At 40.7% G+C, this 25,663-nt stretch carries 23 protein-coding genes and 1 pseudogene; 15 read left to right on the top strand and 9 right to left on the bottom strand.

All coding sequences use genetic code 11. From position 1 onward, the window contains the following. Nucleotides 1–368 precede the first annotated feature (368 nt). The 3 genes from VB620_RS06210 (at nt 369) to VB620_RS06200 (ending at nt 6,074) form a co-directional block, all read left to right on the top strand. A complete protein-coding gene (locus tag VB620_RS06210; protein WP_323195272.1) occupies nt 369–1,625 on the top strand; it encodes a hypothetical protein in 1,257 nt (418 codons plus the stop codon). A gap of 105 nt (nt 1,626–1,730) precedes the next feature. Next, entirely contained in the window at nt 1,731–3,173 is a 1,443-nt protein-coding gene (locus VB620_RS06205; protein WP_323195271.1) for a DUF3131 domain-containing protein, read from the top strand. Nucleotides 3,174–3,218: 45 nt separating this feature from the next. Further along, on the top strand, nt 3,219–6,074 hold the full coding sequence (locus tag VB620_RS06200) for a DUF3131 domain-containing protein (RefSeq protein ID WP_323195270.1): 2,856 nt from the start codon (nt 3,219–3,221) through the stop codon (nt 6,072–6,074). A 48-nt stretch (nt 6,075–6,122) separates the two neighbouring features. Here VB620_RS06200 and pstB (VB620_RS06195) read toward each other — a convergent pair whose 3' ends face one another. From pstB (VB620_RS06195) to VB620_RS06170, 6 genes are all read right to left on the bottom strand, one after another. Beyond that, nucleotides 6,123–6,926 (bottom strand): phosphate ABC transporter ATP-binding protein PstB, encoded by an 804-nt coding sequence (gene pstB / locus VB620_RS06195; RefSeq protein WP_323195269.1) that lies wholly within the window; start codon nt 6,924–6,926, stop codon nt 6,123–6,125. A gap of 194 nt (nt 6,927–7,120) precedes the next feature. Then, nucleotides 7,121–7,828, bottom strand: coding sequence for a phosphate ABC transporter ATP-binding protein PstB (gene pstB, locus VB620_RS06190; RefSeq protein ID WP_323195268.1), 708 nt, complete (start codon nt 7,826–7,828; stop codon nt 7,121–7,123). After that, nucleotides 7,809–8,027: a hypothetical protein gene (locus VB620_RS06185; protein WP_323195267.1), complete on the bottom strand. Its 219-nt coding sequence runs from the start codon at nt 8,025–8,027 to the stop codon at nt 7,809–7,811. The genes pstB (VB620_RS06190) and VB620_RS06185 overlap by 20 nt, the downstream gene beginning before the upstream one ends. Before the next feature lie 67 nt (nt 8,028–8,094). Beyond that, entirely contained in the window at nt 8,095–9,060 is a 966-nt protein-coding gene (pstC, locus tag VB620_RS06180) for a phosphate ABC transporter permease subunit PstC (RefSeq protein ID WP_323195266.1), read from the bottom strand. A gap of 110 nt (nt 9,061–9,170) precedes the next feature. Beyond that, entirely contained in the window at nt 9,171–10,280 is a 1,110-nt protein-coding gene (pstS, locus tag VB620_RS06175) for a phosphate ABC transporter substrate-binding protein PstS (protein ID WP_323195265.1), read from the bottom strand. Nucleotides 10,281–10,320: 40 nt separating this feature from the next. Beyond that, entirely contained in the window at nt 10,321–10,488 is a 168-nt protein-coding gene (locus VB620_RS06170) for a hypothetical protein (protein WP_323195264.1), read from the bottom strand. A gap of 397 nt (nt 10,489–10,885) precedes the next feature. On the opposite strand from VB620_RS06170, the gene VB620_RS06165 reads away from it, so the two are divergent. The 4 genes from VB620_RS06165 to lspA all read left to right on the top strand — a co-directional run bounded on the left by VB620_RS06165 (nt 10,886) and on the right by lspA (nt 14,462). Then, complete coding sequence (locus VB620_RS06165) at nt 10,886–11,134, top strand: hypothetical protein (RefSeq protein WP_323195263.1); 249 nt, start codon at nt 10,886–10,888, stop codon at nt 11,132–11,134. Nucleotides 11,135–11,160: 26 nt separating this feature from the next. Continuing rightward, nucleotides 11,161–12,450 (top strand): glycosyltransferase family 4 protein, encoded by a 1,290-nt coding sequence (locus VB620_RS06160; protein WP_323195262.1) that lies wholly within the window; start codon nt 11,161–11,163, stop codon nt 12,448–12,450. An 833-nt stretch (nt 12,451–13,283) separates the two neighbouring features. Continuing rightward, a complete protein-coding gene (locus VB620_RS06155) occupies nt 13,284–13,886 on the top strand; it encodes a biotin transporter BioY (RefSeq protein WP_323195261.1) in 603 nt (200 codons plus the stop codon). 105 nt (nt 13,887–13,991) lie between these two features. Beyond that, on the top strand, nt 13,992–14,462 hold the full coding sequence (gene lspA, locus VB620_RS06150) for a signal peptidase II (protein ID WP_323195260.1): 471 nt from the start codon (nt 13,992–13,994) through the stop codon (nt 14,460–14,462). Between the two features lie 152 nt (nt 14,463–14,614). On the opposite strand, the gene VB620_RS06145 is transcribed toward lspA, so the two are convergent. Beyond that, nucleotides 14,615–15,013: a hypothetical protein gene (locus tag VB620_RS06145; RefSeq protein WP_323195259.1), complete on the bottom strand. Its 399-nt coding sequence runs from the start codon at nt 15,011–15,013 to the stop codon at nt 14,615–14,617. Between the two features lie 439 nt (nt 15,014–15,452). Here VB620_RS06145 and VB620_RS06140 point away from each other — a divergent pair, with 439 nt between their 5' ends. Beyond that, the gene (locus VB620_RS06140; protein WP_323195258.1) at nt 15,453–17,723 is read left to right on the top strand and encodes a transglycosylase domain-containing protein; all 2,271 of its coding nucleotides are present in this window, start codon (nt 15,453–15,455) and stop codon (nt 17,721–17,723) included. A 124-nt stretch (nt 17,724–17,847) separates the two neighbouring features. Here the strand turns inward: VB620_RS06140 and VB620_RS06135 are convergent. Then, nucleotides 17,848–18,948 (bottom strand): annotated as a pseudogene (locus tag VB620_RS06135) (DUF4335 domain-containing protein); the annotation flags it as partial. Then, nucleotides 18,945–19,571 carry a DUF3038 domain-containing protein gene (locus VB620_RS06130; protein ID WP_323195256.1) on the bottom strand — a complete coding sequence of 209 codons (627 nt, stop codon included), beginning with the start codon at nt 19,569–19,571 and terminating at the stop codon, nt 18,945–18,947. The pseudogene VB620_RS06135 and the gene VB620_RS06130, both read right to left, overlap by 4 nt. Before the next feature lie 436 nt (nt 19,572–20,007). On the opposite strand from VB620_RS06130, the gene VB620_RS06125 reads away from it, so the two are divergent. From VB620_RS06125 to VB620_RS06095, 7 genes are all read left to right on the top strand, one after another. Beyond that, nucleotides 20,008–20,526, top strand: a complete 519-nt coding sequence (locus tag VB620_RS06125; RefSeq protein ID WP_323195255.1) for an adenine phosphoribosyltransferase — start codon at nt 20,008–20,010, stop codon at nt 20,524–20,526. 27 nt (nt 20,527–20,553) lie between these two features. Further along, a complete protein-coding gene (locus VB620_RS06120; protein ID WP_323195254.1) occupies nt 20,554–21,594 on the top strand; it encodes an ABC transporter permease in 1,041 nt (346 codons plus the stop codon). 6 nt (nt 21,595–21,600) lie between these two features. Next, nucleotides 21,601–21,882: a hypothetical protein gene (locus VB620_RS06115; protein ID WP_323195253.1), complete on the top strand. Its 282-nt coding sequence runs from the start codon at nt 21,601–21,603 to the stop codon at nt 21,880–21,882. Between the two features lie 525 nt (nt 21,883–22,407). Beyond that, nucleotides 22,408–24,018, top strand: coding sequence for a tryptophan 2,3-dioxygenase family protein (locus tag VB620_RS06110; RefSeq protein WP_323195252.1), 1,611 nt, complete (start codon nt 22,408–22,410; stop codon nt 24,016–24,018). 105 nt (nt 24,019–24,123) lie between these two features. Next, nucleotides 24,124–24,963: an urease accessory protein UreD gene (locus VB620_RS06105; protein WP_323195251.1), complete on the top strand. Its 840-nt coding sequence runs from the start codon at nt 24,124–24,126 to the stop codon at nt 24,961–24,963. A gap of 38 nt (nt 24,964–25,001) precedes the next feature. Next, nucleotides 25,002–25,304, top strand: a complete 303-nt coding sequence (gene ureA / locus VB620_RS06100; RefSeq protein ID WP_239729670.1) for an urease subunit gamma — start codon at nt 25,002–25,004, stop codon at nt 25,302–25,304. 41 nt (nt 25,305–25,345) lie between these two features. Then, complete coding sequence (locus VB620_RS06095; RefSeq protein WP_323195250.1) at nt 25,346–25,651, top strand: urease subunit beta; 306 nt, start codon at nt 25,346–25,348, stop codon at nt 25,649–25,651. The last annotated feature ends 12 nt before the right edge of the window (nt 25,652–25,663 follow it).

Raw genomic sequence — 25,663 nt, 5'->3', positions numbered from 1 at the left:
AGCATTATATTCATATTTAACGAGAAATTAAGTCACAATATTTGATGTTTATCTTTGCGATCAAACTAGCCATGACTTTGATTAACTAATTTCTTATTGTCTCTGTAAAATTAACCAAGACTTGCTGACTATTTATGACATACAACGCAGATTTTAAAATCATTTGAGATCCACCCGTTATATTGTGAGTTAGGCAACGAAGTTATTACTCATTACCAAGTATAGATCACTACTCAAAATTTGCAATATATTATGATCAATTTTAACCTACAGCAAATAGGAGGTTAAGATGAAAATAAATCACAAAACCTATGTCATTAGCCAACTTCAAGATTTTTTTCTACTATATATCAGAGGTATATTAATTTATGGCGTATATCTTTTTTAGTATAATCAAGTACAAATACTTAACCCCTTTCAGGGTAATTATCTATAGCTTTGGTTTAGGAATGTTATGGATGAATCAAGCTAAGGCGGAACCAGTGATTTCGGTGATTAGCCTAGAAGAAAATAACCTAAATAATCATAGTCATCCCAAGGGAGATTTCCAGGGAAGAATTACTCCAGTAACTGAACTCGAAAAATCTGATCTGATTCCCGAATCATTAAACCCAATTTTACTAGCCGCACCAGAAAATTTTAATCCCAGCCTCAAATTACCACCACCACCGCCACCACCGCCACCGAAAATAACGCCACCGCCAATATCCACTGAACCTCTCAAGCCCTTTGCTATTTTGGAAAATATCCAAATAGATTTTCGGAACGATAGTGATAATTTTGGACAAACTAATCAAATTATCGAACCAACGGCTGAATTTCGCTTAGAAAATGGGAATTTAATCAGCTTAAAGACAGGTTTCAATACCTTTAAAAAATCGGAGATTGAGACAATTACAAATATTCCCTTACAAGTAGGCTGGTCTGGAAAAATTGGAGACGTGACTCTAGAAACAGCAGCAGGAATAGATATATTTAATCGTTTACCCACAGCGATTAACTTTAATGCTAAAGTCGAAGCGCCTATTTCCCCTCCCAAGGTTTCCCCAGATGGTAAGTTAACATCACTAGTGGCAATATCAGGAAATATAGAACAAGGTCTTTATAAATTTAATGTGGAAACTTTAGATAATCAAATTACAGTTTGGCGATTTGGTCCAAATTTATTCTGGCAGATTGACCAAAAAACTAGCTTGTTTGCTTTATACCGTTGGGGTATTTATAACGATGGTAATTCTGAACAACAATCTTTTAGCAGATTAGAACGCAAATTAGGTAAATTCTCTGTAGCTGCTAACTTGTTTACGTGGAACTATACAAATAATGTAGAACAACAGAGTGGGTATTTTTCCCCACCAGATTTTATAGTTTATAATGCCGAGTTGGTTTGGGAAAAAAATTTATTTGATGGCTTACGCTGTCGGTTTACTTTCACAGTGGGACAACAGCGACTTAATGGAAAATTCGATCAGGCTAATACTTATGGAACAAGGTGTACAACTAAACTTGCACCGAGTGCAGAATTAGACTTGGGCTATATATTTAGTAATGTTCGCAATCAAGATACCGGTGAAAGCGCCTACAATAACAACGGCCTATCAGGACAACTGCGGCTGAAATTTTAGGATCTTGATAAATCCTCATCTCAATTTGTATAACTTTATATTTGCTTGCAGTTCAGGATGAAATTGTTATTATTTGTAAAACAGTATATTAACTAACATAAAAAAATGAGCTCAGATTTTGAACCACCACCAAAAGGCTTATCTATACTAACTACTGTAGGAGGAATAGCCACAGCAGCGATCGCCATCTTAGCGCTAAATTCCTGGTCTGCGAATCTCAGAAATCAGAAAAATGTTGTCAGCACTGAAGAGGGTTCTGTAGTGAAAACAACAGAAATTGATCCCCAAAAACTGGCGAAACTTGACGCGGAATCTTTAGTTTTACCAGGCGATCCCGTTAACCCCAAAGAACTTAAAATCTCTGCAATACCCTATGTAGCGCCTAATGTCGGAGAACTCACCCCAGCAGAAATGGCGATCGCCCGTCAAGCTTGGTCATATTTTGAACGCAACTGGAACGATAACACAGGTTTAGCCAATTCCGTGGATGGCTTTCCGGCTGTAACCATCTGGGATCAAGCAGCTGCAATGGCGGCTTTAGTCAGCGCCAAGGAATTGGATATTGTATCTGCGTCAGAATTTGAGAAAAAAATGGAGACAATGTTGCAGACTTTAGCAACTATGCCCCTGTATAACAAAGAACTCCCCAACAAAGTTTACAACTCCAAAACTCTCCTCCCCGTTGACTATGGACAACTAGAGAAACGTGGAGAAATTGGGTGGTCAGCCATTGATCTAGGACGGATGGCAATTTGGTTAAAAATAGTCGGGACAAAATATCCCGAACTGCAACCACAAACCGAAAAAGTTTGGAAACATTGGAATGTCAAACGCCTCACCAGCAAAGGTGAAATGTATGGAACCAGCGTCATCAAAGGTAAAGAACAATATAACCAGGAAGGACGCTTAGGTTACGGAAACTATGCCGCCTATGGTCTGAAACTCTGGGGTTTAAATGTCACAGCCGCCTTAGAATATAAAGCCAATACAGGCTACGCCAATCTTTACGGCCAAGGCATACCCTACGATAAACGAGACTATGACACATCAGAAGCTAATAACTACGTCCTCAGCGAACCATTTATATTAGATGGCATTGAAACCGGATTTCAATCTTTACCAAAAGTTTTCGCCGATCGCATCTTAGCAGCCCAAGAAGCCCGTTATCGAGCCACCGGACAATTAACAGCAGTCACCGAAGACAACCTAGACCGTCCACCCTACTTCGTTTACAACACCTTATTTGTGAATGGTAAACCTTGGGTAGCAATTACAGATACCCGCGAAGAACATCAGAACTTACGATTTGTCAGTAGTAAAGCTGCCATTGGCTGGAATGTACTATACAACACGGAGTACACCCGTAAACTTGCTGATTTTATCGAAACAAATCTACAATCTGATAATGGCTTGTATAACGGCTACTATGAATCTCTGCGGGAACCGAACACCAGCCTCACCGCCAACAACAACGGCGTGATCCTCTCTAGCCTCCTCTATAAAAAAGTAGGAAAACCCCTCACTGTTTGGGCAGGTTTATCAGAATAATTAACCGTCGATATCCGCCGATAAATCCAGAGGTTTAATCAATTGATGAAGATTTCCTTCCTAAAATATATTCCCCAAAAAATCTTCTTACTCATAGCATTATTCCTCTGTGGAACATTGCTGCAATTTTTAATTTATATCCCCAAGGTAACTATAGCTCAAACTGCCAGCAGCAACAGCTGTAGCACTATCACCAATCCCCTCACCCCAGAGGAACAAACCTACGCCAGCGCCGCTTGGCAATATTTCGTTAATAACTACCAACCGGAAACCGGATTTACCAATTCTACAGGTGGCTATCCTTCGGGGACACTCTGGGATATGGGTAATTATCTCATGGCTTTAAACGCTGCACGCTGGTTAAATTTAATTGATCAGTCTGACTTTGATTCCCGGCTAAATCCTTTTCTCACATCCCTGATTAACCTGAAGCTATTTGAGGACGCTTTACCGAATAAAGTTTATAACACCGCCACTGGTGACATGGTTGATTATGGTAATAATCCTGTAGAAAGAGGAATTGGCTGGTCTGCTTTAGATATTGGGCGTTTATTAGCTGCATTTCACGTTATTCGCACCTGTCACCCCGAATATAATGATTGGCTACAGGGGATTGTGACTAAATGGCAAATCGGGCGATCGCTGCAAGATGATCAAATATTTGGGGCTACAGTTCTTCCCGATAAAACAACTTTGTTAGTCCAAGAAGGACGACTAGGTTATGAAGAATATGCTGCCAGGGGTTATGAATTGTGGGGATTTAAAGCCCCAAAAGCCATCGCTTTAGAACCATTTAAATTTGTAGATATTAATGGTGTACAAATTCCTGTTGATACTCGTGATTTTCAAACCACCAATGCCAACAATTATGTAGTGAGTGAATCTTATATTTTAGATGGCATTGAATTTGGTTTAGTGGGATATTTAGAAGATTTTTCTGCCAGAGTTTTAGAAGCACAAAAACGACGTTTTGAAGCTACTGGACAGTTGACTGCTGTTTCTGAAGATAACATTGAGGAACCTCCTTATTTTCTCTATAATACTGTTTATGCTAATGGTGTTTCCTGGGCAACAATTACCGAAGAGAATAAGCTGTTTCCACAGTTTAGAAGTTTGAGTTCTAAGGCGGCATTTGGCTGGCATTATCTGTTTCCTAATAATGTTTATGCCCAAAAACTTTTTGATGCTGCTAAGGATTTACGCAGTCCTGATGGGGGTGGTTTCTACGCGGGACTGTATGAGGAAACCCAACAACCAAATAAAGCTCTAACTGGTAATACTAATGGGTTAATGATGGAGATTTTATACTACAAAGCCAGGGGAAATCGCCCTTTGATTGGCAGTAATAATGTCTCTTTTGCGAGTTTTAAATCATCTTCACCTCCACAGACTCCCTCGACTCCACAAACTCCACGGACTCCACAAACTCCACCGACTCCCTCGACTCCCTCGACTCCCTCGACTCCACAGACTCCACAAACTCCCCCGACTCTCTCAGTGGAGACTCCTACAACCACCGCAGTAAATCCAAGTCCTGTAGCAGTCACAGTTGCACCCATACCACCGGTAGGTAAACCCCAGCCATCATCTTGTCCGGTAATTACTGAACCCCTCACAGGTGTGCAACGGCGTTATGCTGAAGCTGCTTGGGCATATTTTACTGCTAATGATGAGTCTACAACTGGTTTGGTGAGCGATCGCCAGGATATTAAAGGTACAACAGTTTGGGGATTAGGAAATTATCTCAGTGCCTTACACGCAGTACAGAAACTTGATGTTATTTCTGCACAAGAATTTGACCAACGCACCCGGCAATTATTGGCAGCTTTAACTCAGATGCCTTTATTTATGGGAGAACTACCCCATCGGGGTTATGACCCGCGTACCCTAGAACCCATAGATTATGGTGGTAATCCCACACCAGAAGGTGATGGCTGGTCAGCTTCAGATGTCGGTAGAATATTAGCTGCATTGTATAATTTAAAGACTTGTCATCCAGAGTACACTAAAGCTGTTGATCAAATTGTCCTGGATTGGTCTTATTTGCGAATAGTGAATCACGGTAGACTTGCCAGTGCAACTGTGGTGAAAGATCAACAAGGGCGATCGCTTCCTCGTGTCAATCTAGAAACCCGCTTAGGCTATGAAGAGTATGCTGCACGGGCTTTTCAACTGTGGGGCTTTGATGTTCAGGGTTCTGCTGTGGGCGGTGAGTATCAAACTGCTAGGGTTGAAGGGGTAGAAGTGCCAATTCAACGGATCAGCAAAGATAGTAATTCCCAGGTCAATCAATATACAGTCAGCAATCCCTTCTTATTGTATGGCTTAGAATTTGGTCTAGATCCGCAAATGCGATCGCTGTTTACCAACATCTTCCAAGCGCAAAATCAACGCTATCTTCGTACTAAAACCCTCACAGCTGCGGGTACGACTGTAATCGCACAGCAACCATACATAATTCACAGTACAATCACTACTCCACAAGAACCTTGGTTAGCTTTAGGTGATGACGGGAAACCTTTACAAAAAGAGCGATTAGTCAGTACAGCAGTAGCATTTGCCTATTATGCCATGCTGCCAGAAGATAGTTATGCCCAACAGTTATTCCAGTCCACCACCGACTTATATCGTCCTCTGCTGGGGTTTTATGAGGGATTTTATGAAAAAACTGGAAAAACTGCCCTTGGTTTTAGCAGCAGCACCAATAGTATGGTTTTATCATCCTTGCTATATATGGCAACCAAGCAACAGCCAATAATTCGCCCCACTACTACCATGAAATCTCCTTGGTGGCAGGCGGTCAATGCTGGCCAATCTGGCCGTGGTTTACCCAATACTACAACCCAAAAGTCCCGATTTATTGCTGATGCCAAGCAAAATTACTGGGTTTCAAATAATTAATAAAATTAGGGATATTAAATATCCCTAACTGTCGAAAATCTACGATATTTAACCAAATCTGCCACTGACATAATCTCGGGTATCTTCTTGCTGAGGATCATTGAAAATGAGTTCTGTGGAATTAAATTCAACTAGATAACCACTGCGACCACCCTCAGAAAGCTTGACGTTGAAAAATGCTGTATTATCAGACACCCGCGCTGCCTGTTGCATATTGTGGGTAACAATCACGATTGTATATTTCTCTTTAAGTTCGTGAATTAGTTCTTCCACCCGCAAAGTCGAAATAGGGTCTAGGGCTGAACAAGGTTCATCCATGAGAATAACTTCTGGTTGCACTGCGATCGCACGGGCAATACACAACCTTTGCTGTTGTCCACCAGATAAAGATGTACCGCTTTGGCGTAGTTTATCTTTAACTTCATCCCACAAAGCAGCTTGTCGCAGACTTTGTTCAACTAACTCATCTAAATTACCTTTATAGCCATTGATTTTAGCTCCAAAAGTAATATTTTCATAAATTGATTTAGGAAACGGATTTGGTCTTTGAAACACCATCCCAATTCGCCGACGCACCTCTACAGGATCAATATTTGGTGCATAGAGATTGTTATTGTAAAAATGAACTTTACCTTCGGCGCGAAAAGAATTGATCACATCATTCAGACGGTTATAGCATCGCAGCAATGTACTTTTACCGCAGCCAGAAGGGCCAATAAAGGATGTTACCTGATTTTTCGGGATATCCAGCCAAATATTCTGTAAAGCCAAGAAATTACCGTAGTAAACATTTAGACCTTCTGTCCGTAAAGCGATGTCAGTGTCATTCACTGTCCTAGTCTTAGTAGCCATAATTAATATAGTGTCGTGTTGGGTTCTGCGATCGAGAACATACTTGGGATAAAATTTCACTAACCTCTTTGGCTATTTGCCCAGGGAGGTAGGATGCTGATCAGGAATGGAGTTTTTAGTCTCCTGACCAGCAGAATGAGATAACAAGCAAAGCTCGACCATCCTTTACAGATTTATAATCACTGTCTCTAGTCTTAGCCAAAACGACCACTCACATAATCGCGGGTGCTGTCATGTTGAGGACTAGAGAAAATATTCTCAGTAGTATCTACTTCTACCAAATAACCTACACGCTTACCTCCATCCAGAGCTTCAGCATTAAAGAAAGCGGTATAATCCGCGACTCTAGACGCTTGCTGCATATTGTGGGTGACAATCACAATCGTGTATTGCTGTTTAAGATCAAGCATTAACTCCTCAATTCGCAGCGTCGAGACAGGATCAAGAGCAGAGCAAGGCTCATCCATCAAAATCACATCCGGCTGAATTGCAATAGCACGGGCAATACATAGACGCTGCTGTTGTCCCCCGGAAAGGGAAGTGCCTAACTTCTTTTTCATATTATCTTTAACCTCATCCCAGAGGGCGGCACGACGGAGAGAATTTTCGATAATCTCATCCATGTTGTCCTTAATGCCATTTACTCTCAGACCATAGGCTACATTGTCATAAATAGTTTTAGGAAAAGGGTTAGGCTGCTGAAACACCATACCAATCCGACGACGTACAACCACAGGGTTAACCCCAGGCGCATAAAAGTTCTGGCCGCGGTAATTTAGTTGGCCTTTAACCTCAGCACCCGCAATTAAGTCATTAGTGCGATTGAAGCAACGTAGAAGAGTACTTTTACCACAACCAGAAGGACCAATGAAAGCGGTAATTTTATCCTTCAGGATATCCATTGTTACATCCCGAAGGGCGATCGCACCCCCATAGTACACCGATAGAAAGTAGAGGGATAACTACCACCGAGGCAAAGACCATAGTTAAAATCGTCAATACCTGCCCCGTAATGCGGCGATGGGCAGCCATAGTCTGACCACTGATATCGAAATTATTGCCTTTAGACCCAAAGTCAGGCTGACTAGCTGGATTATCCATAATTGATTTTCCGTAAATTTAATTTTGCATCTACTCTGAATAAAAACTGCGGAAAAAGCCGGAAACTTTACTCAATATTCTGGAATCGACGAATGATCACTTCAGATAAAATGTTCACCACCAGGGACAAGACCATTAGCACCAGTCCAGCGTACATTAGAGCCGCAACTTGGGTGCGTCCCGCTTCTCCAAACTGGGAAGCAATCAAACCGGTAATCGTCGAGCCAGGTTGAACCCATGAGATTTTAATGCTATTAGCATTACCAACTAGCATGGCGGCCACCATAGTTTCTCCCATCGCCCTACCCATAGCCAACATCACGGAACTGATAATGCCAGACAAGCCAGCCGGAATCAGCACTCTCAGGATCGTTTCCCAACGGGTTGCGCCCAAAGCTAAGGAACCATTCCGGAGATATGCGGGTAGGACTTCAAAGGTGCTGCGGGTGATAGAGATAATAATAGGAACAATCATAATTGCCAGTACCAAGCCCACAATTAGTAAGCTGTTGCCCAGAGGAGTTCTGCCACTAAAAATAGGAATCCAGCCCAAGTAGGCATTGAGAAACCCGAAAATCGGCTTGATCACAGGAATGAGGACGAAAATACCCCAGATTCCTAAAACGACACTGGGAATAGCCACAATTAGCTCAATGGCAAAGGCAATGGGAGTTGTTACCCACTGAGGAGCAAATCCTTCAGTTAAAAAGATTGCCACTCCGATGCCCAGGGGAACAGCAATTAACAGGGCAATAAAGGCAGTGACTATGGTTCCATATATCTGAGGCAGTACGCCATAGATGTCCTTTACAGGGTCCCAGGTTGTATTCACTAAAAAACCAAGACCAAATTCTTGAATGGCTGGTGCAGCTGCTATGGCCGTTTGTAGGATCACCCAGAGTAAAACTGCTCCCGCACTGATGGCAAGGAGCAACGTTAGTCCCCAAAAACCTACATCGAGAACCCTAGCCGGACTGGTTTGCTTTTCTAGGCTACGCCCCGTTAATCCAGTTGATTGATTAGCCGATGTCATGACGTTTTTCTCTCCATAATCTTTTTATATGGTGATTTTCCAACTTGGGTGTTTTTCCTTAATTTTGGGAGTGTCCTTGATCATCAAACACTCCCAATCATCTCAGATTCTTACTTGGCGTTTACGGTGTCAAACTCCTTTTTAATCCGCTCTACTAGAGCGTCAGGAATGGGGACATAGAGAAGTTCTTCTGCCACCTTTTTGCCTTCTGCGCCTAATGACCATTCAAACACCTTACGCATGGCTTGCCATTTGGCATCGTCTTCATAGTCTCGATAAATCATCACCCAAGCTAGACCTACTATGGGATAGGAATCTGGACCGCTTGGGTCGGGGACTAAAAGAGCGAAGTCATCGGGTACTGGCTCATCTAGTAAAGCTTTACCTGCTGCTTCAGGGGATGGGGCGATAAAGGTTCCGGCTTTGTTTTGAATTAAGGCCGAGTCAATGTCATTCAGAGCAGCATAGGCATAGGATAAATAACCAATAGCTCCTTCATTTTGTTGAATGGCGGCGGCTACTCCTTCGTTACCTTGACCGCCAACTCCCACTGGCCAGTCTACTGAAGTTCCTGCACCAGCAGTCCAGTCTGGGCAGACTGTTTGGATGTGGTTGGTGAATACAAAGGTGGTACCACTACCATCAGAACGATGGGCAAAGGTTACAGGTAAGTCGGGAATAGTTAAATCAGGGTTATCCGCCGCGATCGCTGGATCACTCCATTTAGTAATTTTCCCCATGACAATGCCACAATAGGTTGTCCGGGATAGTTTGAGTTGTTGATCATCGATTCCTGGCAAGTTGTAGGAAAAGGAGATGAAGCCTCCAGTCATGGGAACTTGAATCGGATCGTAATCATGAGTGTCTTTGAATGACTTTAGTCGGTCAGCAGAGTCAGTAATCGGTGCTTCACTAGCTCCAAAATCTACCGTATCTTTAATGTACTGCTCTAAACCAGCACCACTTCCTATGGATTGATAGCTCACCTGGACATTAGGGTCAACTTGGCGATTATAGGCATCAAACCACCGTTGAAACAGAGGTGCAGGGAAGCTCGCCCCAGCACCACTAATGGCTACCTTCTGCCCGCCACCACTAACAGGCTGACCAGCTGGCGGGGTACCATCACCACCAGCTTCTGGTTCGGGTGCGCAGGCTGTTGCTACCAACAGGATAGGTAGAGAGGCGATTGCTGAAAGGACTTTGCGATTGAGAACCATGAAAAATATGTTCACTTTGCGAAACGACTACGGATTCAAATCAAAAAGACCTTGCTTTATCGGTCATGGCAACATCACTGGGATCAAAGTCTACAGATGTAGCAGTATCACCGGAAATCTCTGAGGCTTTCTCTGTGACACAAGCCCCTAAGCTAAATTTTAGTGCTAACACTGATGCTGTAGCTGCTAGGGAATTTTTTTGATACATTGTAGACGTGACAGCATTGCTGTAAATCTTTAGTGAATTGATCCAGATGAGCGATATTAGGATACCTCTAAAAGATACATCTTAAGGTAAACGAAAGGTTAACAAAGGCAAGAAAGTATATTCTTTTGATCAAATTCCTACATGAAAACCTAATTGTGTCAATTAAATTGATACATATTTAATTAGATATTGATAAGTAAGTTTACTAATTTGATCAGTCTTTGAGCAATTCTTTGCAAAACTTGCTCAAAACTCCATAAATCTGGAAAAACTAGAAATTAAATTCCTCAAATGTGAAACTTTATCTTGTTGTGGCGATCGCTAGGAGCTTACTATCCGCATAATTGCAGCCCATAACAAACCCAAATCACACAGTCATGTAGAAATATATTAAGTTTTGCTCAAAGCTGTACCTAAAACTACTCTAGAAAAGATCCGCTTTGTAGTTAAGGCTGATATACTGTCACTAATTCTTTTATATACGACTTTGTTGCGAGTTTTGCGGGTTGGTCGTCTTGGTGACTATTCCTTAGAGCCTACTGGCAATTGTTCTGCCACTGGTACAGACCTTTACACTAACTTACAGATTAAAACTGAAGATTATGATTCCTGTATAATAATTATCTCAGCAAAGCCGACTTTATGATAGTGCCTCCAAGACATTAACACCTTATGTACATTTTGATTTATTCTTATAACTACTATCCAGAACCCATTGGCATTGCGCCTTTGATGACTGAACTAGCAGAAGGACTAGTAGAGCAAGGTCATGAAGTCCGGGTGATTACAGGAATGCCCAATTATCCCCAACGCCAAATTTACGAGGGATATCAAGGCAAATGGTACATAACCGAAGAAAAAAATGGTGTCACTATTCAGCGTAGTTATCTCCGAATCAAATCCAAACCTAACCTTCTTGATCGGTTACTCCTAGAGTTGAGCTTTGTCTTTACCAGTTTGCCACAAGCCCTAAAAGGCAAAAAACCAGACGTTATTCTGTTAACCGTACCACCACTACTGGTTTCCTTGCCCGCAGCCTTCCTGGGTTGGCTAAACAATTGCCCAGTAGTACTGAATGTTCAAGATATTCTCCCAGAAGCGGCTATACGCATCGGACTAATCAAAAACAAATTGATGATCCGAGTGCTAACATTCCTAGAAAAATTTGCCTATCGAAATTCACACACTATCAGCGTCATTAGTGAAGGATTTCGAGAGAATTTAGTAAATAAGGGCGTGCCTAATAAAAAAATAGTTTGCATTCCCAATTGGGTAAACATAAATTTTATTCAGCCTCTAGCAAATAAGAAGAATTCCTGGAAATCAGAACATAAATTAGATGGTAAATTTGTCGTCCTTTACTCAGGTAACATTGCCCTAACACAAGGACTAGAAACAGTAATAGAAACAGCAGTTCGCTGCCGTGAAATTAAAGATATTGTATTTGTGATTGCTGGGGAATCCACAGCATTAGAAAGATTGCAGAAATATTGTCTGAGTTGTGACGCAGATAATGTACTTTTATTACCCTTACAACCAAGAGAAAAACTACCGGAAATGTTAGCAGCAGCTAATGTAGGGTTAATTGTGCAAAAGCACAATGTGATTTCATTTAATATGCCTTCCAAGATTCCCTTGCTTTTAGCCAGTGGTAAACCAATAATAGGTTCAGTTCCTAAAAATGGGACTGCGGCTCAAGCCATTCAACTCAGTGGTGGTGGTATAGTTGTAGATCCAGAATCACCTGAGGCCTTAGCCGATGCAGTGCAAAAACTATATGAAAATCCCACTCTAGGATCGCATCTCGGTAAAAAAGGCAGAGAGTTTGCCGTAGAAAACTATTCCTTTGAGCAAGCATTGGAAAGCTATCAAGAGCTATTCGCTCATGTAACATCAAAACAAGAATCAACTTCCCATATTATGACCACATTGAATTCCAAAAAATCACTTATTAAAAATTAAACAAATATACTTAACATGAAAAAACTTAGCAGCGACAGTGGTTAACTATTGTTCGGGTTTATGCCATAAATATTGACGTAGCTACCGCCAAATAAGGAGTGAAATATACACAAATTATGGTTGCTGAGAAATTAAAAGCTTACGATAAAATACTGCTACTTTCGAGAGTGTTAATAAACAGATTTTAGCGACCATAAATGCTAAATATCTTCGCAATATTTGAGGTTTAACAGTGGTTTCGATCATCCATATTAGTAAGTTAAATAAAAAAACTAAATCATCTTTAATTACTTTTAACTGCACAACATAGATTATGTATTCTGAGGTTAATCACAATATATGATCTTTTATTCAATAGGTCTTATTTGTATTTTTAAAATGAGGATATTTTCCGAATTACCTTTATTTTAAGTAATCATTTATATATAGAAAAATATTCTGGTTTTTTAATGCTGAATAATGGCAAATTATATAAATACAGGACTTACGCAACAATTGCCAAAAGTATTGATTTATCGTTCGCGTAGCGTGCGCGAAGCGCATACCGCCAAACCGCCCATGCCCGCAACGGCTGTAGAACGCCAAGAAAACGTAGATTATGCGTAAGTCCTAAAATATTCTCTAATCATTAAAGTATTTATTTAGATACTAAACAAACAGAAATTCACACTGATTCCTACGGTATAGAAGCAACTCAAAATATGATTCACTTGTCATAATGAAAACTGAGCATTAATCAAGTAGGATTAATCTGTATAAATTTATTCTCAAAATAAAGTCTCAAACACAGAAAGAGTCCTTGTTAAAATTGTTTGAGCATTTGTGCAAGTAAAATGGCTGGAAGCGTGGGAAATGTGGGAACTGTTCAATTACTATGGTCTATGGTGGGTTTGCTCTTGACAATGGGCGGTACTTTTCTAGAAGCTTATGGTGTTACCATCCCTGGGAGTTGGGGTAAGCCAGGAATTCAGACTTTTTCTCTAGGTGTTACCTGTCAAGTCGGTGCTGTATTGTTAGTAGGATGTTTAGGAGGTAAAAATGCTGGTGCATTATCACAAATAGCCTACTTGGTCATGGGTTTAACCTTGCTACCTGTATTTGCTGATGGTGGAGGTATTGGTTATGTTAAGCTGTCCCATTTTGGTTATTTGCTAGGTTTTATTCCTGGAGCGTGGATTTGTGGGTTTTTAGCTTTTCAAGCTAGGCCGAGGTTAGAAAGCTTGGCTTTTAGTTGTTTGACTGGCTTATTAACTGTTCACCTCTGCGGTGTCACCTATCTGATTATCAGTTATATTTTTCAGTGGAAAGGTACAGAACATTTAGCTCTAATGCAAGCAATCCTGAGATATTCTTGGTTTGCATTACCCGGTCAACTAGCTGTAGTTTGTGCTGTGACGGTAATAGCCTATATATTACGTCATTTAATGTTTTATTAGTTCTATCAGTTTATATACAAATGGTATCAGAAGTAACAATAATTGGAGGATATCCTGCTTCTGATATTTTCAGTTTTTACTCTCCACTCCCTACTCCCTAGTTTCATGCGTTTAAAAAATCATCTGTTTTGGATTGCGGCTTTTATTGCTTTTTTCTTAGATCAATTGACAAAATATTGGGTAGTACAAACCTTTAGCTTAGGACAAACACTACCTATAATACCTGATGTATTTCATTTTACTTATGTGACTAATACAGGTGCGGCTTTTAGTCTATTGAGTGGGAAGGTAGAGTGGTTACGCTGGCTATCCTTGGGTGTGAGTTTGGTATTGATAGCAGTGGCTTGGTTTGGTCAGGAGTTAAATTATTGGGATCAGTTAGGCTATGGTTTGATTTTAGGCGGAGCAATGGGAAATGGAATTGATCGCTTTGTTTTAGGTTATGTTGTTGATTTCCTAGATTTTCGCCTGATTAATTTTGCTGTATTTAATATGGCAGATTCATTTATAAGTATTGGTATTTTTTGTCTGTTAGTTGCTTCTTTCCAAAAAACACCAACTTCTAGTGATAGGTGATAGTGATATGAAGAGTTAATAATCCCACGACTTTTTTGGAGAATAAGCATATCAGCTTTTTTAAAGTCGTGGAATTATCAAAATGGAATTTATACCAGAGATGTTAACTACTTGTAGTTAGATGTTTTCAGTAAGTCTATTTTCCTAATTTATTAGGGGTTAGCTTCAGGCTGAAACTCTAACTCATTCTGCATAAAACTTTCTGGGGCTGGAACTGAGGTATTATTGGGTTCAGACGTATCTGGCATTAAGGTTTCTGGAGTAGTTGGGTTTTCAATAGTGGTGTTAGTATCTAAAAGTGGTACTGAAATATCACTGGGATCGGCGGTAACAGGTACAAGTGCTGTACCCCCCGGACAACGGGAATTAAGAGGCGATCGCTCACACAGAATTTTCATACCTTCTAGTGAAAGCTTAATTTCCGTGGGCGCATTCATAGATAAGCTATCGGATTCACCTATGGGGGATTTACTTGATTCAGCAAAAGCAACATTGGTAGTCAAAACCAAGGTTAAAGCTGTACCAATCAGGGGCAGAAATTTTCCCTTCATTTAGAAATTTACCTCAACGGAAATAGAACACTCCGCCAATTAAATCAAACAAATTATCGGAGAAAATCTGCCTAAATAAGGATGTATAAATCACGGAAAAAGTGTAGGAGATTCTGAAGATGTAAACTTTGAATTTATCTGAAAATAAAACTGGGTTTTGAGAAACACCAAGCTCCAAGTATTAACCCTGATTATTTGATAAATAATATTAAGTAAAATCAGGGTCAGAGATGATAGAACTAAATTTTTATAAAAATAGAAAAAATACCAACCCCATTGGGTAAGTTTTCTGAGTCGATATTGTTTTAGTGTAAGATTGAATCGGTAAAAATTCCGTACAGCCCATTTCTACTGTGGCTGATGAGTAGAATAGTGGAATATGTGTATGCAGATTGTCATTCGCCCGATTCTTTGCCAACAAATGTGATGTAAATAGCCGATGAGTTCCCCCCAACCGCCTCACAAGCCACAAACTTTACTTGGTCAACTGACTCAAGCAGTACAGACAATTCAAGCAAGGGTTGACTTTTCCAAGTTGGCGCTCAAGCCTAATGCCAAAGTACCAGAGATATGGGTGCAGGATGCGGGGGCGGACAAAGCGGAAGTCTATCCATTGTTAGGCGATCGCTATATCCTCGGTCGTAGTTCTAAATCCTGTGATATCGTAGTTCGGAATCCAGTGGTCAGCCAAATTCACCTGTCACTGTCGCGGGATTCGACACAGCGCACCCCTGTTTTTCTGATCAAAGATGAAAATTCCACCAACGGTATTTATCGTGGTAAACGCCGGATTAATAAGTTAGAGCTGCGCCACGGTGATATTTTCACCCTCGGACCACCAGAACTAGCGGCTTCAGTGCGGCTACAATATGTTGACCCAGCACCTTTGCACATTAAAGCAGCAACTTGGGCAGCTTATGGTATTGGTGGTATTAGCGCCCTAGTGGGGTTAGTCATAGGGGTAGAATGGCTCAAATTTTCTGTCAGACCCCTACCCACAGCGACTAGCGCTCCCGTCGTCATTTATGCTGGTGATGGCTCCACTCCTCTGCGTCAACCTCGCAGTAACTCCCACGTGGATCTGCAACGCTTAGAGGATTTTGGCCCTTATTTACCCGCAGCCGTCGTTTCCTCAGAAGATAGTCGTTATAATTGGCACTTTGGCATTGATCCATTGGGGATTTTGCGAGCCATCCTGATTAATACTCGTAGTGGAGATGTGCAGCAGGGAGCCAGCACAGTTACCCAGCAAGTAGCCCGAAGTTTATTTCGTGACTATGTTGGCGCTCAGGACTCTTTGGGGAGAAAACTGCGGGAAGCTGTGGTCTCTTTCAAACTAGAGACTGTTTATAGTAAAGATAAAATCTTGCTGACTTACTTAAATCGAGTATTTTTGGGCGTGGATACATCCGGCTTTGAGGATGCGGCTCGTTATTACTTTGAGAAGTCAGCGAAAGAATTAACGCTCTCCGAAGCTGCAACATTAGTGGGAATTTTACCTGCTCCTAACGCCTTCAATTTTTGTGGAAATGCCTCCAGTCGGCTACAACCTGTTGACTATCGCAATCGTGTCATTAGGCGAATGTTGGATCTGGGGAAAATATCCGCAGAGGAAGCCAATCGAGCGAGGCGCTCCCCAATTCAAATTAGTCCCAAAGTTTGCGAACAGCAAGCCAGTACTATTGCTCCTTACTTTTACAGTTATGTATTTCAGGAACTAGAATCAATTTTGGGAGTAGGAGCTGCTAGGGAAGGTAATTATATAATTGAAACCCAGCTAAATCGATCTATCCAAGCTCAAGCAGAAACAGCATTACGTAATTCCGTCAATAACGCTGGGTCAACTTTTCGTTTTTCTCAAGGTGCGATCGTCACTCTGGACACGAGAACTGGTAGCATTTTATCTATGGTAGGCGGGACTGATTTTAGACAAAGCCAATTTAACCGTGCTGTCCAAGCCCAAAGACAACCAGGCTCCACCTTTAAAGTTTTTGCTTACGCGGCTGCTCTGGAAAGGGGGATACCAGCTTCTAAAACTTATTCTTGTGCTGCATTACCTTGGCAAGGCTTTACCTACAAACCCTGTAGAAGAGGCGGGGGGGGTTCATTGAATATGACTGTTGGTTTTGCCCAGTCGGAAAATCCTATTGCGCTGCGAATTGCAAGAGAAGTAGGGCTAGATAGAGTTGTTTCTATGGCCAAGCGTTTAGGGGTGAAATCATCACTGGAAGCTGTTCCCGGTTTGGTTCTGGGACAAAGTGTAGTGAATGTTTTAGAAATGACTGGTGCTTTCGGGGCTATTACTAATAGTGGGGTATGGAATCCACCCCATGCAATTAGCCGCATTCTCGATAGTAGTGATTGCCAAGATCGTAATGACTTAACAACCTGTCGTGTTGTCTATTCCTTTGACCAAAATCCAGATGCTAACCAGCGTGTTTTATCTACAGGAGTAGCTGATCAAATGAACAGGATGATGCGCCAGGTAATCACTAGCGGTACTGGTCGGGCTGCTTCTATTGGACTAGGGGAAGGTGGAAAAACCGGCACAACTGATAATAACGTTGATCTCTGGTTCATTGGCTCAATCCCCAGTCGGCGGCTTGTAACTGGTATCTGGTTAGGTAATGATAATAATTCTCCGACATCAGGAAGCAGTGGCCAAGCGGCTCAACTATGGGGCAGTTATATGAGGCAAGTTGCTAGATAGTAGAAGAGGCGGTGTGAGGGGTGTGGGAAGTGTGGGGAAAGAAGAGGCAGGGGAGCAGGGAGCAGGGAGCAGGGGGGGAAGATTTTTAGTTTCCAAATACCCAGTCCCCAATACCCATTTATTGATATCCCCACCAAGGGCTAACTTGCAGAACACCGTTTTTAGTAAACACTACTTTAAATTGGGCTATTGGTTCATTGGCGATCGCAGAACGATTAGCCGGATTGTAAAGTAGGTTCGGCAGGGGAGTTAATTCTATGTCCTGATTTGCTTGTGAATTCACGGCTTTATAACCAACGATCGCACCATCAGTAGTTGCACCTACACGATAGATTAAATCTTCTGTTAATCCTGAGCGAGTAGTCCAAGCGGGATTAAGTGTGTTATAAACTTGGCTATTCATCACACGTAGTTGGGATGAATCAGTAATTTCTGTACTTGTATTTAAGACTGCTTCTAAATCGGCTAGTCTTGATGCTGTCTGGGCTGGGGGACTGGGAATATTTAGCTCACTAGATGGAGTACTGTCTACATCTGGGGTTATTGTATTTTGTGGTTCTATAGGAGGATTGTTGCTAGGTGTAATGGTACTAGTCTGTTCCTCAACCTTTGGCTCTGGTGGGCGCATCTCTGGGGTGGGAATTAAGCTAAACGCGATCGCCGCCACTGCGATAGAGGAAATTCCTATACCTGCTGGTACTCCCTGCTTGATTAAGAATTGATTACCACCGCCGTAACGTCTAGCAACTGGATGTAATTCTAGTGATAACTCTGGTAAGGTTTGGCTGTCAGCAAAAAATTGATCAACAGCTTCCACTAGATCAAATAACTGCACGGTGTTTAAATCCAGTTCCATCGGTGGTTGATTATAGTTAGGCTGAGACTTAAAACCCTCCGCAGCAATTTCAGAATGCACAATTAGCCTGTGTCGATTAGCGGCAATTTTTTGTAACTCCACTAACTCTGAGCCTTGATTATGCGCTTCGGGGTTGGACACATTGCTCAAAAATTCTTGAGCATAGCCACTCACTGCTCTAACTAAGCTTTCAAAAAATTCTCGCCCTCCCACCAGAGGTTGATTATAGCCAGATACATGACATTCAGCATTTACCAATATGGATAATTCTGGGCGCATTTCTTGGTATTGTGCAGCTTTGGCAGCATCACTTAAACCCTCTAACAACAGCGTACAATTAGGTAGACTGTACTTACGTTGAATATTCATTCTACTTCCCCGTCAAAAAGACTAATCCAGAAGCGTTGCATTCCTGCTGTGCCAGTGCAAAATAGTAATTGTCCCAACAAATTGATTGCTAGCTCATCTAATTGTTCATCAGAATTCAATGCCAATACACTAGAACGTCTGGCATTCATCCGACTTTTGAAATGTACTCGAAATCTCTCTAGATAATTAGATAGGCGCAAATTTTGTGCCAGAGGGATTTGCTTGTCACTCATTTGTTGATATGTCATTAACATTTGGCGAATGACAACCGTTAAACGCCGCGCTATGTAGCTAGCAATAACCACTAAAGCTTTTGCTTCCATGATGCTTAAGGGACGACGGATATGCGATCGCCGCAGGGGGTTAGAACTCCGCATCCTCCATAAATTTACCCGGTGTTTAATAATACCTTTTAATTCCAACTCATCAGCAAAAGCCAGAATAGCTTCAGAACCACCCAGTTCTAAAGCTTCAATCGCCAGTAAAATTAGATCAACTTGTAGCCTAGTTCTAGCGGGACAACCCTGGGCGGCGATCGCAGGGTCTGGTAAAGTATCCAGAATCATTGGTAATGATGGAGGAGTTGGACTATTCAATGGCGTAATCGCTGCTGAGACATTCATTCTATAAAATACCTTGTGCGGTTCTAAACAGACTCAATAAAACTAGTAAAACTAATTTAAACAGGCGCAAAAACAAGAAAATGAAACTTGTAGCAGTAAAAATACTACCTGATATATATATTAATTACTTGTTCTACTCAAATGGTTGCGAATACTAAATTTAAGTTTTTAAATCATCTCTTTATCTGCCTATATTGTAAATACCAGCTTATCTTTAGATTGGTGTAGATTCGCTGTATCGTCAATGGATTTTTAAATTACAGCCTCAATTCCCAGGATATGACATTATAGTGTAGGATTTTTCAGGTATCGGGTATTGGGGACTGGGAACTGGGTATTGGGTATTGGGGACTAAAAATCTTCCCCCCTGCTCCCTGCTCCCCTGCCTCTTCTTTCCCCACACCTCCCACACCCTGCACCCTACTCCGTCATATTTATGGATTTAAAGTCTCTTATTCGTGACATCCCAGATTTTCCCAAACCCGGAATTCTATTTCGAGATATAACTACTTTACTGCGCGACCCAGAAGGATTACGCTACACTATTGACTTTTTCACAGAAAAATGTATTGAGTCTGGATTAAAAGCAGATTATGTTGTGGGGATGGAGTCGCGGGGATTTATTTTTGCTGCTCCTTTAGCTTACAAATTAAATGCTGGTTTTATTCCAGTTCGCAAACCCGGAAAGTTACCAGCACCAGTTCACTCAATTGAATATGAATTAGAGTATGGTACAGACTGTTTGGAAATGCATCAAGACTCCTTGTATCCCCATAGCCGGGTTTTAATTGTAGATGATTTGATTGCTACAGGTGGTACAGCCAGTGCAACTGCAAAGTTAATCCAGAAGATTGGCTGCGAACTTGTAGGGTTTGGGTTTATTATCGAGCTACGGGATTTACAAGGGCGTAAACATTTACCAGATGTGCCTATTGTTTCCTTAATTGAATACTAATGACTAATCATCAATGATGAAATTGCTATGACTTCTACGAAAATTTCTCTGGAGACAGGTCGAGAGTCGCTAATAGGGCTAGTCACTAATGACACCTTTTTTTATGTAATAAAACGGATATTGCAAGCACTGTTAACCTTATTACTAGCTACAGCGCTGTCCTTTTTGATCATGAAACTATCTCCAGGGGATTATGTAGATACCCTGCGGCAAAATCCCACAATTTCCCCAGAACGAATTGAGGAATTAAGACAACAATTTGGTTTAAATAAATCTTGGCCAGAACAGTTTGGGTTATGGTTATGGCGAATTTTAACCAAAGGAGATTTTGGCACGAGTTTTGTGTACCAACGCTCCGTAGCTTCTTTATTGTGGGAACGGATACCAGCAACTTTGTTGTTAGCGATCGCATCCTTATTCTGCACCTGGGCGATCGCCATTCCCTTTGGTATTCTCGCAGCTGTCAAACAAAATCAAGCCACCGACCGTATTCTGCAAGTTATTAGCTACACCGGACAAGGATTTCCCAGTTTCATCACAGCCCTACTTCTGCTCATATTTGCTCAAATCACCTCACCTTTATTCCCCGTCGGTGGAATGACTAGCATTAATCATGCTGAATTTTCTTGGTTTGGTAAAATCATTGATATCGGCTGGCACATGATCTTACCCACAATTGCTTTAAGCATCACTAGCTTTGCTGGTTTGCAAAGAATTACTCGCGGTGAATTGTTAGATGTTTTGCGTCAAGATTACATCCAAACTGCTCGCGCCAAAGGACTACCAGAAAATCGCGTGATTTACGTTCACGCCCTCCGCAATGCCATTAACCCCTTAATTACTTTGTTAGGCTTTGAACTAGCCGGTTTATTTGGTGGTGCATTTATTGCAGAACAATTCTTTAACTGGCCTGGTTTAGGACGATTGACTTTGCAGGCGGTAATAGCAAAAGACCAGTATCTAGTCATGGCTAGTCTAGTCATGAGTGCCGTACTACTAAATCTAGGTAATTTAATTGCAGATTTGCTCTTAAAAGTAGCCGACCCTCGAATTCGTTTGGATTCCTAATAGAGTATGTTTTCTGAAACTTATTATATAGTCCGCTCTCAGGCTGACGGACGTTATCTCCTAGCCCATCCAAATTCCGACACTTCCGGTTATCTATTGCTGTTTCGAGAAAACTTTGATGCTTTAAGTTATCTCAACACCCATGCAGGTGAACTAGCTAACCGCTTCGCTGTAGAATCAATTCCCGGTACACAGTTGGGTAACTTACTCAGCCGTTGGGGTTTTAGCGGAGTAGGAGTGGTTACAGATCCGTTATTACCCAAAGTTGAGTTTATGCAGCATAGCTAACTTATATCTTGCGCCAGAAATAGGGGTTCTTTCTCTGCATCAATATATTAAATTGATATTAAATATCCTTAAAAAACGTAAAATGCAGAGACTGGGATTGCTCGATTCCACGTCGTTCCACTCGCAATGAAATTTTATATTTAATTAGGTTAATCTACTTATTTGGCTCAATAATTAATCATGGAGTTCTATACAGAAAGTACGAAGATTAAGGTTAAGTTTAAGTTAAACTTGAAACTTTTAGCAGTAATTTCTCTTGTTAACCAAAAAACAAACTCTATTATTCAAATTACGGAAAATCCGAGATATTATCTATGCATCAGATAACATATTGAACTATAATCTTAATTATCCAATATAATTTACTAGAACATTCCATAGCATTACTTCTGAAAGTCTGAAAACCGTTTATTTACTAATAAATTATCTCCAGCCCCTTGATAGGAATATAGCCTGTTGCATCAGTGATAGTTTAGTAAAATCTGACTGCTCAAGAATAGTGATAACTTTTGAGGTGTAATTGATATGGATACAAAACCTTACGAGCTTTATATTTCAATAGAAAAGCTAAAAAGTCTTTGGAAATGCGAAACTAACTGGCAAAATGAACTGTTCCTACGAGCAACACTCGTTGCTTTTGAACTTTCATTTTTACTAATTCATGACACTGCGAAAGATATACGTTCAACAGTCCGACAAGAAGAAAGGATTAGCAGATTATTTTCTGGTTGCAATCAGCAAATCCAACTTCTAGCGGAGATTCTTGAGACTACAGAACCTTTGGTAAATATTTTTTCTGACGAGCAATCAACTAAAACAAATTTTACAAAGTTGATTGGTTTGGATGAAAATATATCCAAAAAACTTAAACAATGGACTGGTTTGTATCGAATTCTTCTAGAAGATATTTCATTTAATTTCGGAATTGAAGATTACATTAATCAATTTAAAACTCAAAATATTGTTGATCATCAAAAACCAAATATCCCTTATGATGAATGGATTAAGCCTGATACTATAGCTCATCTTTTTGATCAGAGAAATTTTAATCCAGAAGATAAATTATTTGTTGTAGTACATCAAGTTACAGAGTGTTGGTTATGTATTTCATTAAGTTTATTGAAAACTAGTCAGTTCGCAACGCAAGAAGGTAATTGGCAGACTGCAACTAACAAAATCAGTAAAGTCTGTTCTATACTCAATTATCTTGCACAACACATTTTAATTTTAGAAACAATGGTTTTGGCAGATTATCATGAGTTGCGTGTCAAATTAAGAGATGCGAGTGGCGCTCAATCAAAGCAATCATTGGATATAGTAAATCTAGCTAAAGCTTTATTCTTACCTGTTACAGAATATTTAAAAGAACATAATTGCTCTTTAATTGATATATATGATGCTCCAAATCAACACGTTAATTTATATCAGTACATAGAAGTATTATCGTGTTTAGAAACAAGATTAACTAACTTCTTTTTTTGTCATTATAAATTAGCTACACAGATACTTGGTTCAGAAAGCTTAGGCTCCCTTGGATTTGAGGTACAAGCTTTAATTAAGCGTTTTGTACAACCAATATATTTAGATTTAGATAAGGTACGTTATCAATATGTTGTCATTACTAATTTTAAATATGGGCAGTACGCAGGTAATATAATCAGTTCCTTGGAAAACGAGGATTTAGTGATAAAGAAAGATGAAGTTATTGAAGTTTCAAGACAAACTATTGAAAACACAATCAATAATTTTATTCAATCAGTTCGTGAACATGATATTGACAAATTGATCAGTCTTTTCGAGTTAGATGGTTTCATTGAAGATCCATTTGGTAGTAGAGCATTTAAAGGTACAAGTGGATTAAAAGTATATTTTCGAGGATTTATGAAAATTTTTGCCTCAGATATTCAAATTAAAAACAGAAATATTTTCTTAGTTTCAAACCAAGGGGAAGTCGAATTTCATTGGGAAATTCAGACAACACATAAAGATGTCCCAATTAATTTTTCTGGCTTAGATAAAATTCAGTTTTCAGAAACCGGTAAAATTAAAAGCATACAGGTTTTTTATGATCCTACTGTAATATCCCAACAATTATTAACTACTTTTAGAGGTTTGAACAAAAAAATGAGTAAATGAAATTCACAATTTTTAGCATCTTTATCTATAACTTCCCTAAAAATTTAATAATTTTTATGTCTTGAATTATAAAGTTAAACTTAGACAGACTTTATCCATTTATCAATGATTGTTAACAGTCCAATAGATAAAAGTTGGCATGGGAAACTAAATTTAGTTTATGCCGATCGCCTAAATAGCACCCAATTAATTTATAATCACCATCAAGCCCCCCTGAAGGTACAACGGCCTTTTTATCCAGAGGGGGCGAAAATTTGCCATAGTGTCATGTTACACACGGCTGGGGGTGTAGTGGGGGGCGATCGCCTATCCTCTAATATCCACCTCCAAGCCAATACTCAAGCATTAATAACTACAGCCGCAGCTAGTAAAATATACAGAAGCAACGGACTCCAAGCCAGGCAAAATATTGATATCCAAATTGATGCAGGTGCTTGTTTAGAATGGCTACCTCAAGAAACGATTGTGTTTAACGGGGCAATTTATCGCCAAGATTTACGGGTAGAATTAGCACCGGGAGGTAGTTGGTTAGGCTGGGAAATTACCCGATTTGGTCGGACTGCGAGAGGCGAAAAATTTTTACAGGGAGAATGGCGATCGCATACGGAAATTTGGCAAGGAGGCGTACCCTTATGGATTGATCCCCAATACTTACCCGGTAGCGAAGCAGTTTTCCACAGTCCTCACGGCTTGGCGGGAAAACCCATAGCAGGTAGTCTGGTTTGGGTGGGAAGTGATATTTCTGCCGAATTTTTGCAAAAAGCACGGAGTTTATGGGATGGTTCGGGGGAAGTTGGTATGACTCGCTTACAAAATGGATTTTTGTGTCGATATCGTGGCGCTTCTACCTCTGAGGTGAGAAACTGGTTTACGCTTGTGTGGGAGTTGCTACGAGGGGATTTTTTACATCGTGGTGGCTGTGTACCCAGAGTATGGCAGGTTTGAACCGCCAAGAAGCCAAGAACGCCAAGAGGAAGAGAAGAATGCAATTGACACCGCAGGAAAAGGATAAGTTATTGATTTTTACGGCGGCTTTGGTGGCTGAGAGGCGTAAAAATAGGGGTTTGAAGTTGAATTATCCAGAGGCGATCGCCTATATTTCGGCGGCGATTTTGGAAGGTGCGAGAGATGGACAAACTGTCGCAGAATTGATGAGTTATGGGACTACTTTGTTATCACGGGATGATGTGATGGAGGGTATTCCGGAAATGGTGCATGAGGTACAGGTGGAAGCAACTTTTCCTGATGGGACTAAGTTGGTAACTGTGCATAATCCGATTAGATAATTCTCACGCAAAGGCGCAAAGGCGCAAAGGAAGAAAGAAGTATGATTCCAGGGGAAATTATTACTCCAAATGGTGAAATTGAGTTAAATGCTGGTCGTTTTGTTATTAAGTTAATGGTGGGAAATACAGGCGATCGCCCAATTCAAGTTGGTTCACACTTTCATTTTTACGAAGTTAATGCAGCATTGAGTTTTGATAGAGAACAGGCGCGGGGAATGCGTCTGGATATTCCTGCGGGGACAGCAGTTAGGTTTGAACCGGGGGATGAGAAGGAGGTTAGTTTAGTTGCTTTGGTGGGGAGTCGTGAAATTTATGGTTTTAATGGGAAGGTTAATGGGAAAATTTAGACAAGTTTAAAT

It is taken from the genome of Nodularia harveyana UHCC-0300 (genome assembly GCF_034931085.1).
Taxonomy (GTDB): Bacteria; Cyanobacteriota; Cyanobacteriia; order Cyanobacteriales; family Nostocaceae; genus Nodularia; species Nodularia harveyana.
Note: the sequence above shows the minus strand (reverse complement) of the source record. Positions and strands in the feature narration are given on the sequence as shown.

Excerpts from the sequence above, each read along its gene's own strand:
- VB620_RS06210 (WP_323195272.1), top strand. The coding sequence starts at position 369 with ATGGCGTATATCTTTTTTAGTATAATCAAGTACAAATACTTAACCCCT.
- VB620_RS06205 (WP_323195271.1), top strand. The coding sequence starts at position 1,731 with ATGAGCTCAGATTTTGAACCACCACCAAAAGGCTTATCTATACTAACT.
- VB620_RS06200 (WP_323195270.1), top strand. The coding sequence starts at position 3,219 with ATGAAGATTTCCTTCCTAAAATATATTCCCCAAAAAATCTTCTTACTC.
- pstB (WP_323195269.1), bottom strand. The coding sequence starts at position 6,926 with ATGGCTACTAAGACTAGGACAGTGAATGACACTGACATCGCTTTACGG.
- pstB (WP_323195268.1), bottom strand. The coding sequence starts at position 7,828 with ATGGATATCCTGAAGGATAAAATTACCGCTTTCATTGGTCCTTCTGGT.
- VB620_RS06185 (WP_323195267.1), bottom strand. The coding sequence starts at position 8,027 with ATGGATAATCCAGCTAGTCAGCCTGACTTTGGGTCTAAAGGCAATAAT.
- pstC (WP_323195266.1), bottom strand. The coding sequence starts at position 9,060 with ATGACATCGGCTAATCAATCAACTGGATTAACGGGGCGTAGCCTAGAA.
- pstS (WP_323195265.1), bottom strand. The coding sequence starts at position 10,280 with ATGGTTCTCAATCGCAAAGTCCTTTCAGCAATCGCCTCTCTACCTATC.
- VB620_RS06170 (WP_323195264.1), bottom strand. The coding sequence starts at position 10,488 with ATGTATCAAAAAAATTCCCTAGCAGCTACAGCATCAGTGTTAGCACTA.
- VB620_RS06160 (WP_323195262.1), top strand. The coding sequence starts at position 11,161 with ATGTACATTTTGATTTATTCTTATAACTACTATCCAGAACCCATTGGC.
- VB620_RS06155 (WP_323195261.1), top strand. The coding sequence starts at position 13,284 with ATGGCTGGAAGCGTGGGAAATGTGGGAACTGTTCAATTACTATGGTCT.
- lspA (WP_323195260.1), top strand. The coding sequence starts at position 13,992 with ATGCGTTTAAAAAATCATCTGTTTTGGATTGCGGCTTTTATTGCTTTT.
- VB620_RS06145 (WP_323195259.1), bottom strand. The coding sequence starts at position 15,013 with ATGAAGGGAAAATTTCTGCCCCTGATTGGTACAGCTTTAACCTTGGTT.
- VB620_RS06140 (WP_323195258.1), top strand. The coding sequence starts at position 15,453 with ATGAGTTCCCCCCAACCGCCTCACAAGCCACAAACTTTACTTGGTCAA.
- VB620_RS06130 (WP_323195256.1), bottom strand. The coding sequence starts at position 19,571 with ATGAATGTCTCAGCAGCGATTACGCCATTGAATAGTCCAACTCCTCCA.
- VB620_RS06125 (WP_323195255.1), top strand. The coding sequence starts at position 20,008 with ATGGATTTAAAGTCTCTTATTCGTGACATCCCAGATTTTCCCAAACCC.
- VB620_RS06120 (WP_323195254.1), top strand. The coding sequence starts at position 20,554 with ATGACTTCTACGAAAATTTCTCTGGAGACAGGTCGAGAGTCGCTAATA.
- VB620_RS06115 (WP_323195253.1), top strand. The coding sequence starts at position 21,601 with ATGTTTTCTGAAACTTATTATATAGTCCGCTCTCAGGCTGACGGACGT.
- VB620_RS06110 (WP_323195252.1), top strand. The coding sequence starts at position 22,408 with ATGGATACAAAACCTTACGAGCTTTATATTTCAATAGAAAAGCTAAAA.
- VB620_RS06105 (WP_323195251.1), top strand. The coding sequence starts at position 24,124 with ATGATTGTTAACAGTCCAATAGATAAAAGTTGGCATGGGAAACTAAAT.
- ureA (WP_239729670.1), top strand. The coding sequence starts at position 25,002 with ATGCAATTGACACCGCAGGAAAAGGATAAGTTATTGATTTTTACGGCG.
- VB620_RS06095 (WP_323195250.1), top strand. The coding sequence starts at position 25,346 with ATGATTCCAGGGGAAATTATTACTCCAAATGGTGAAATTGAGTTAAAT.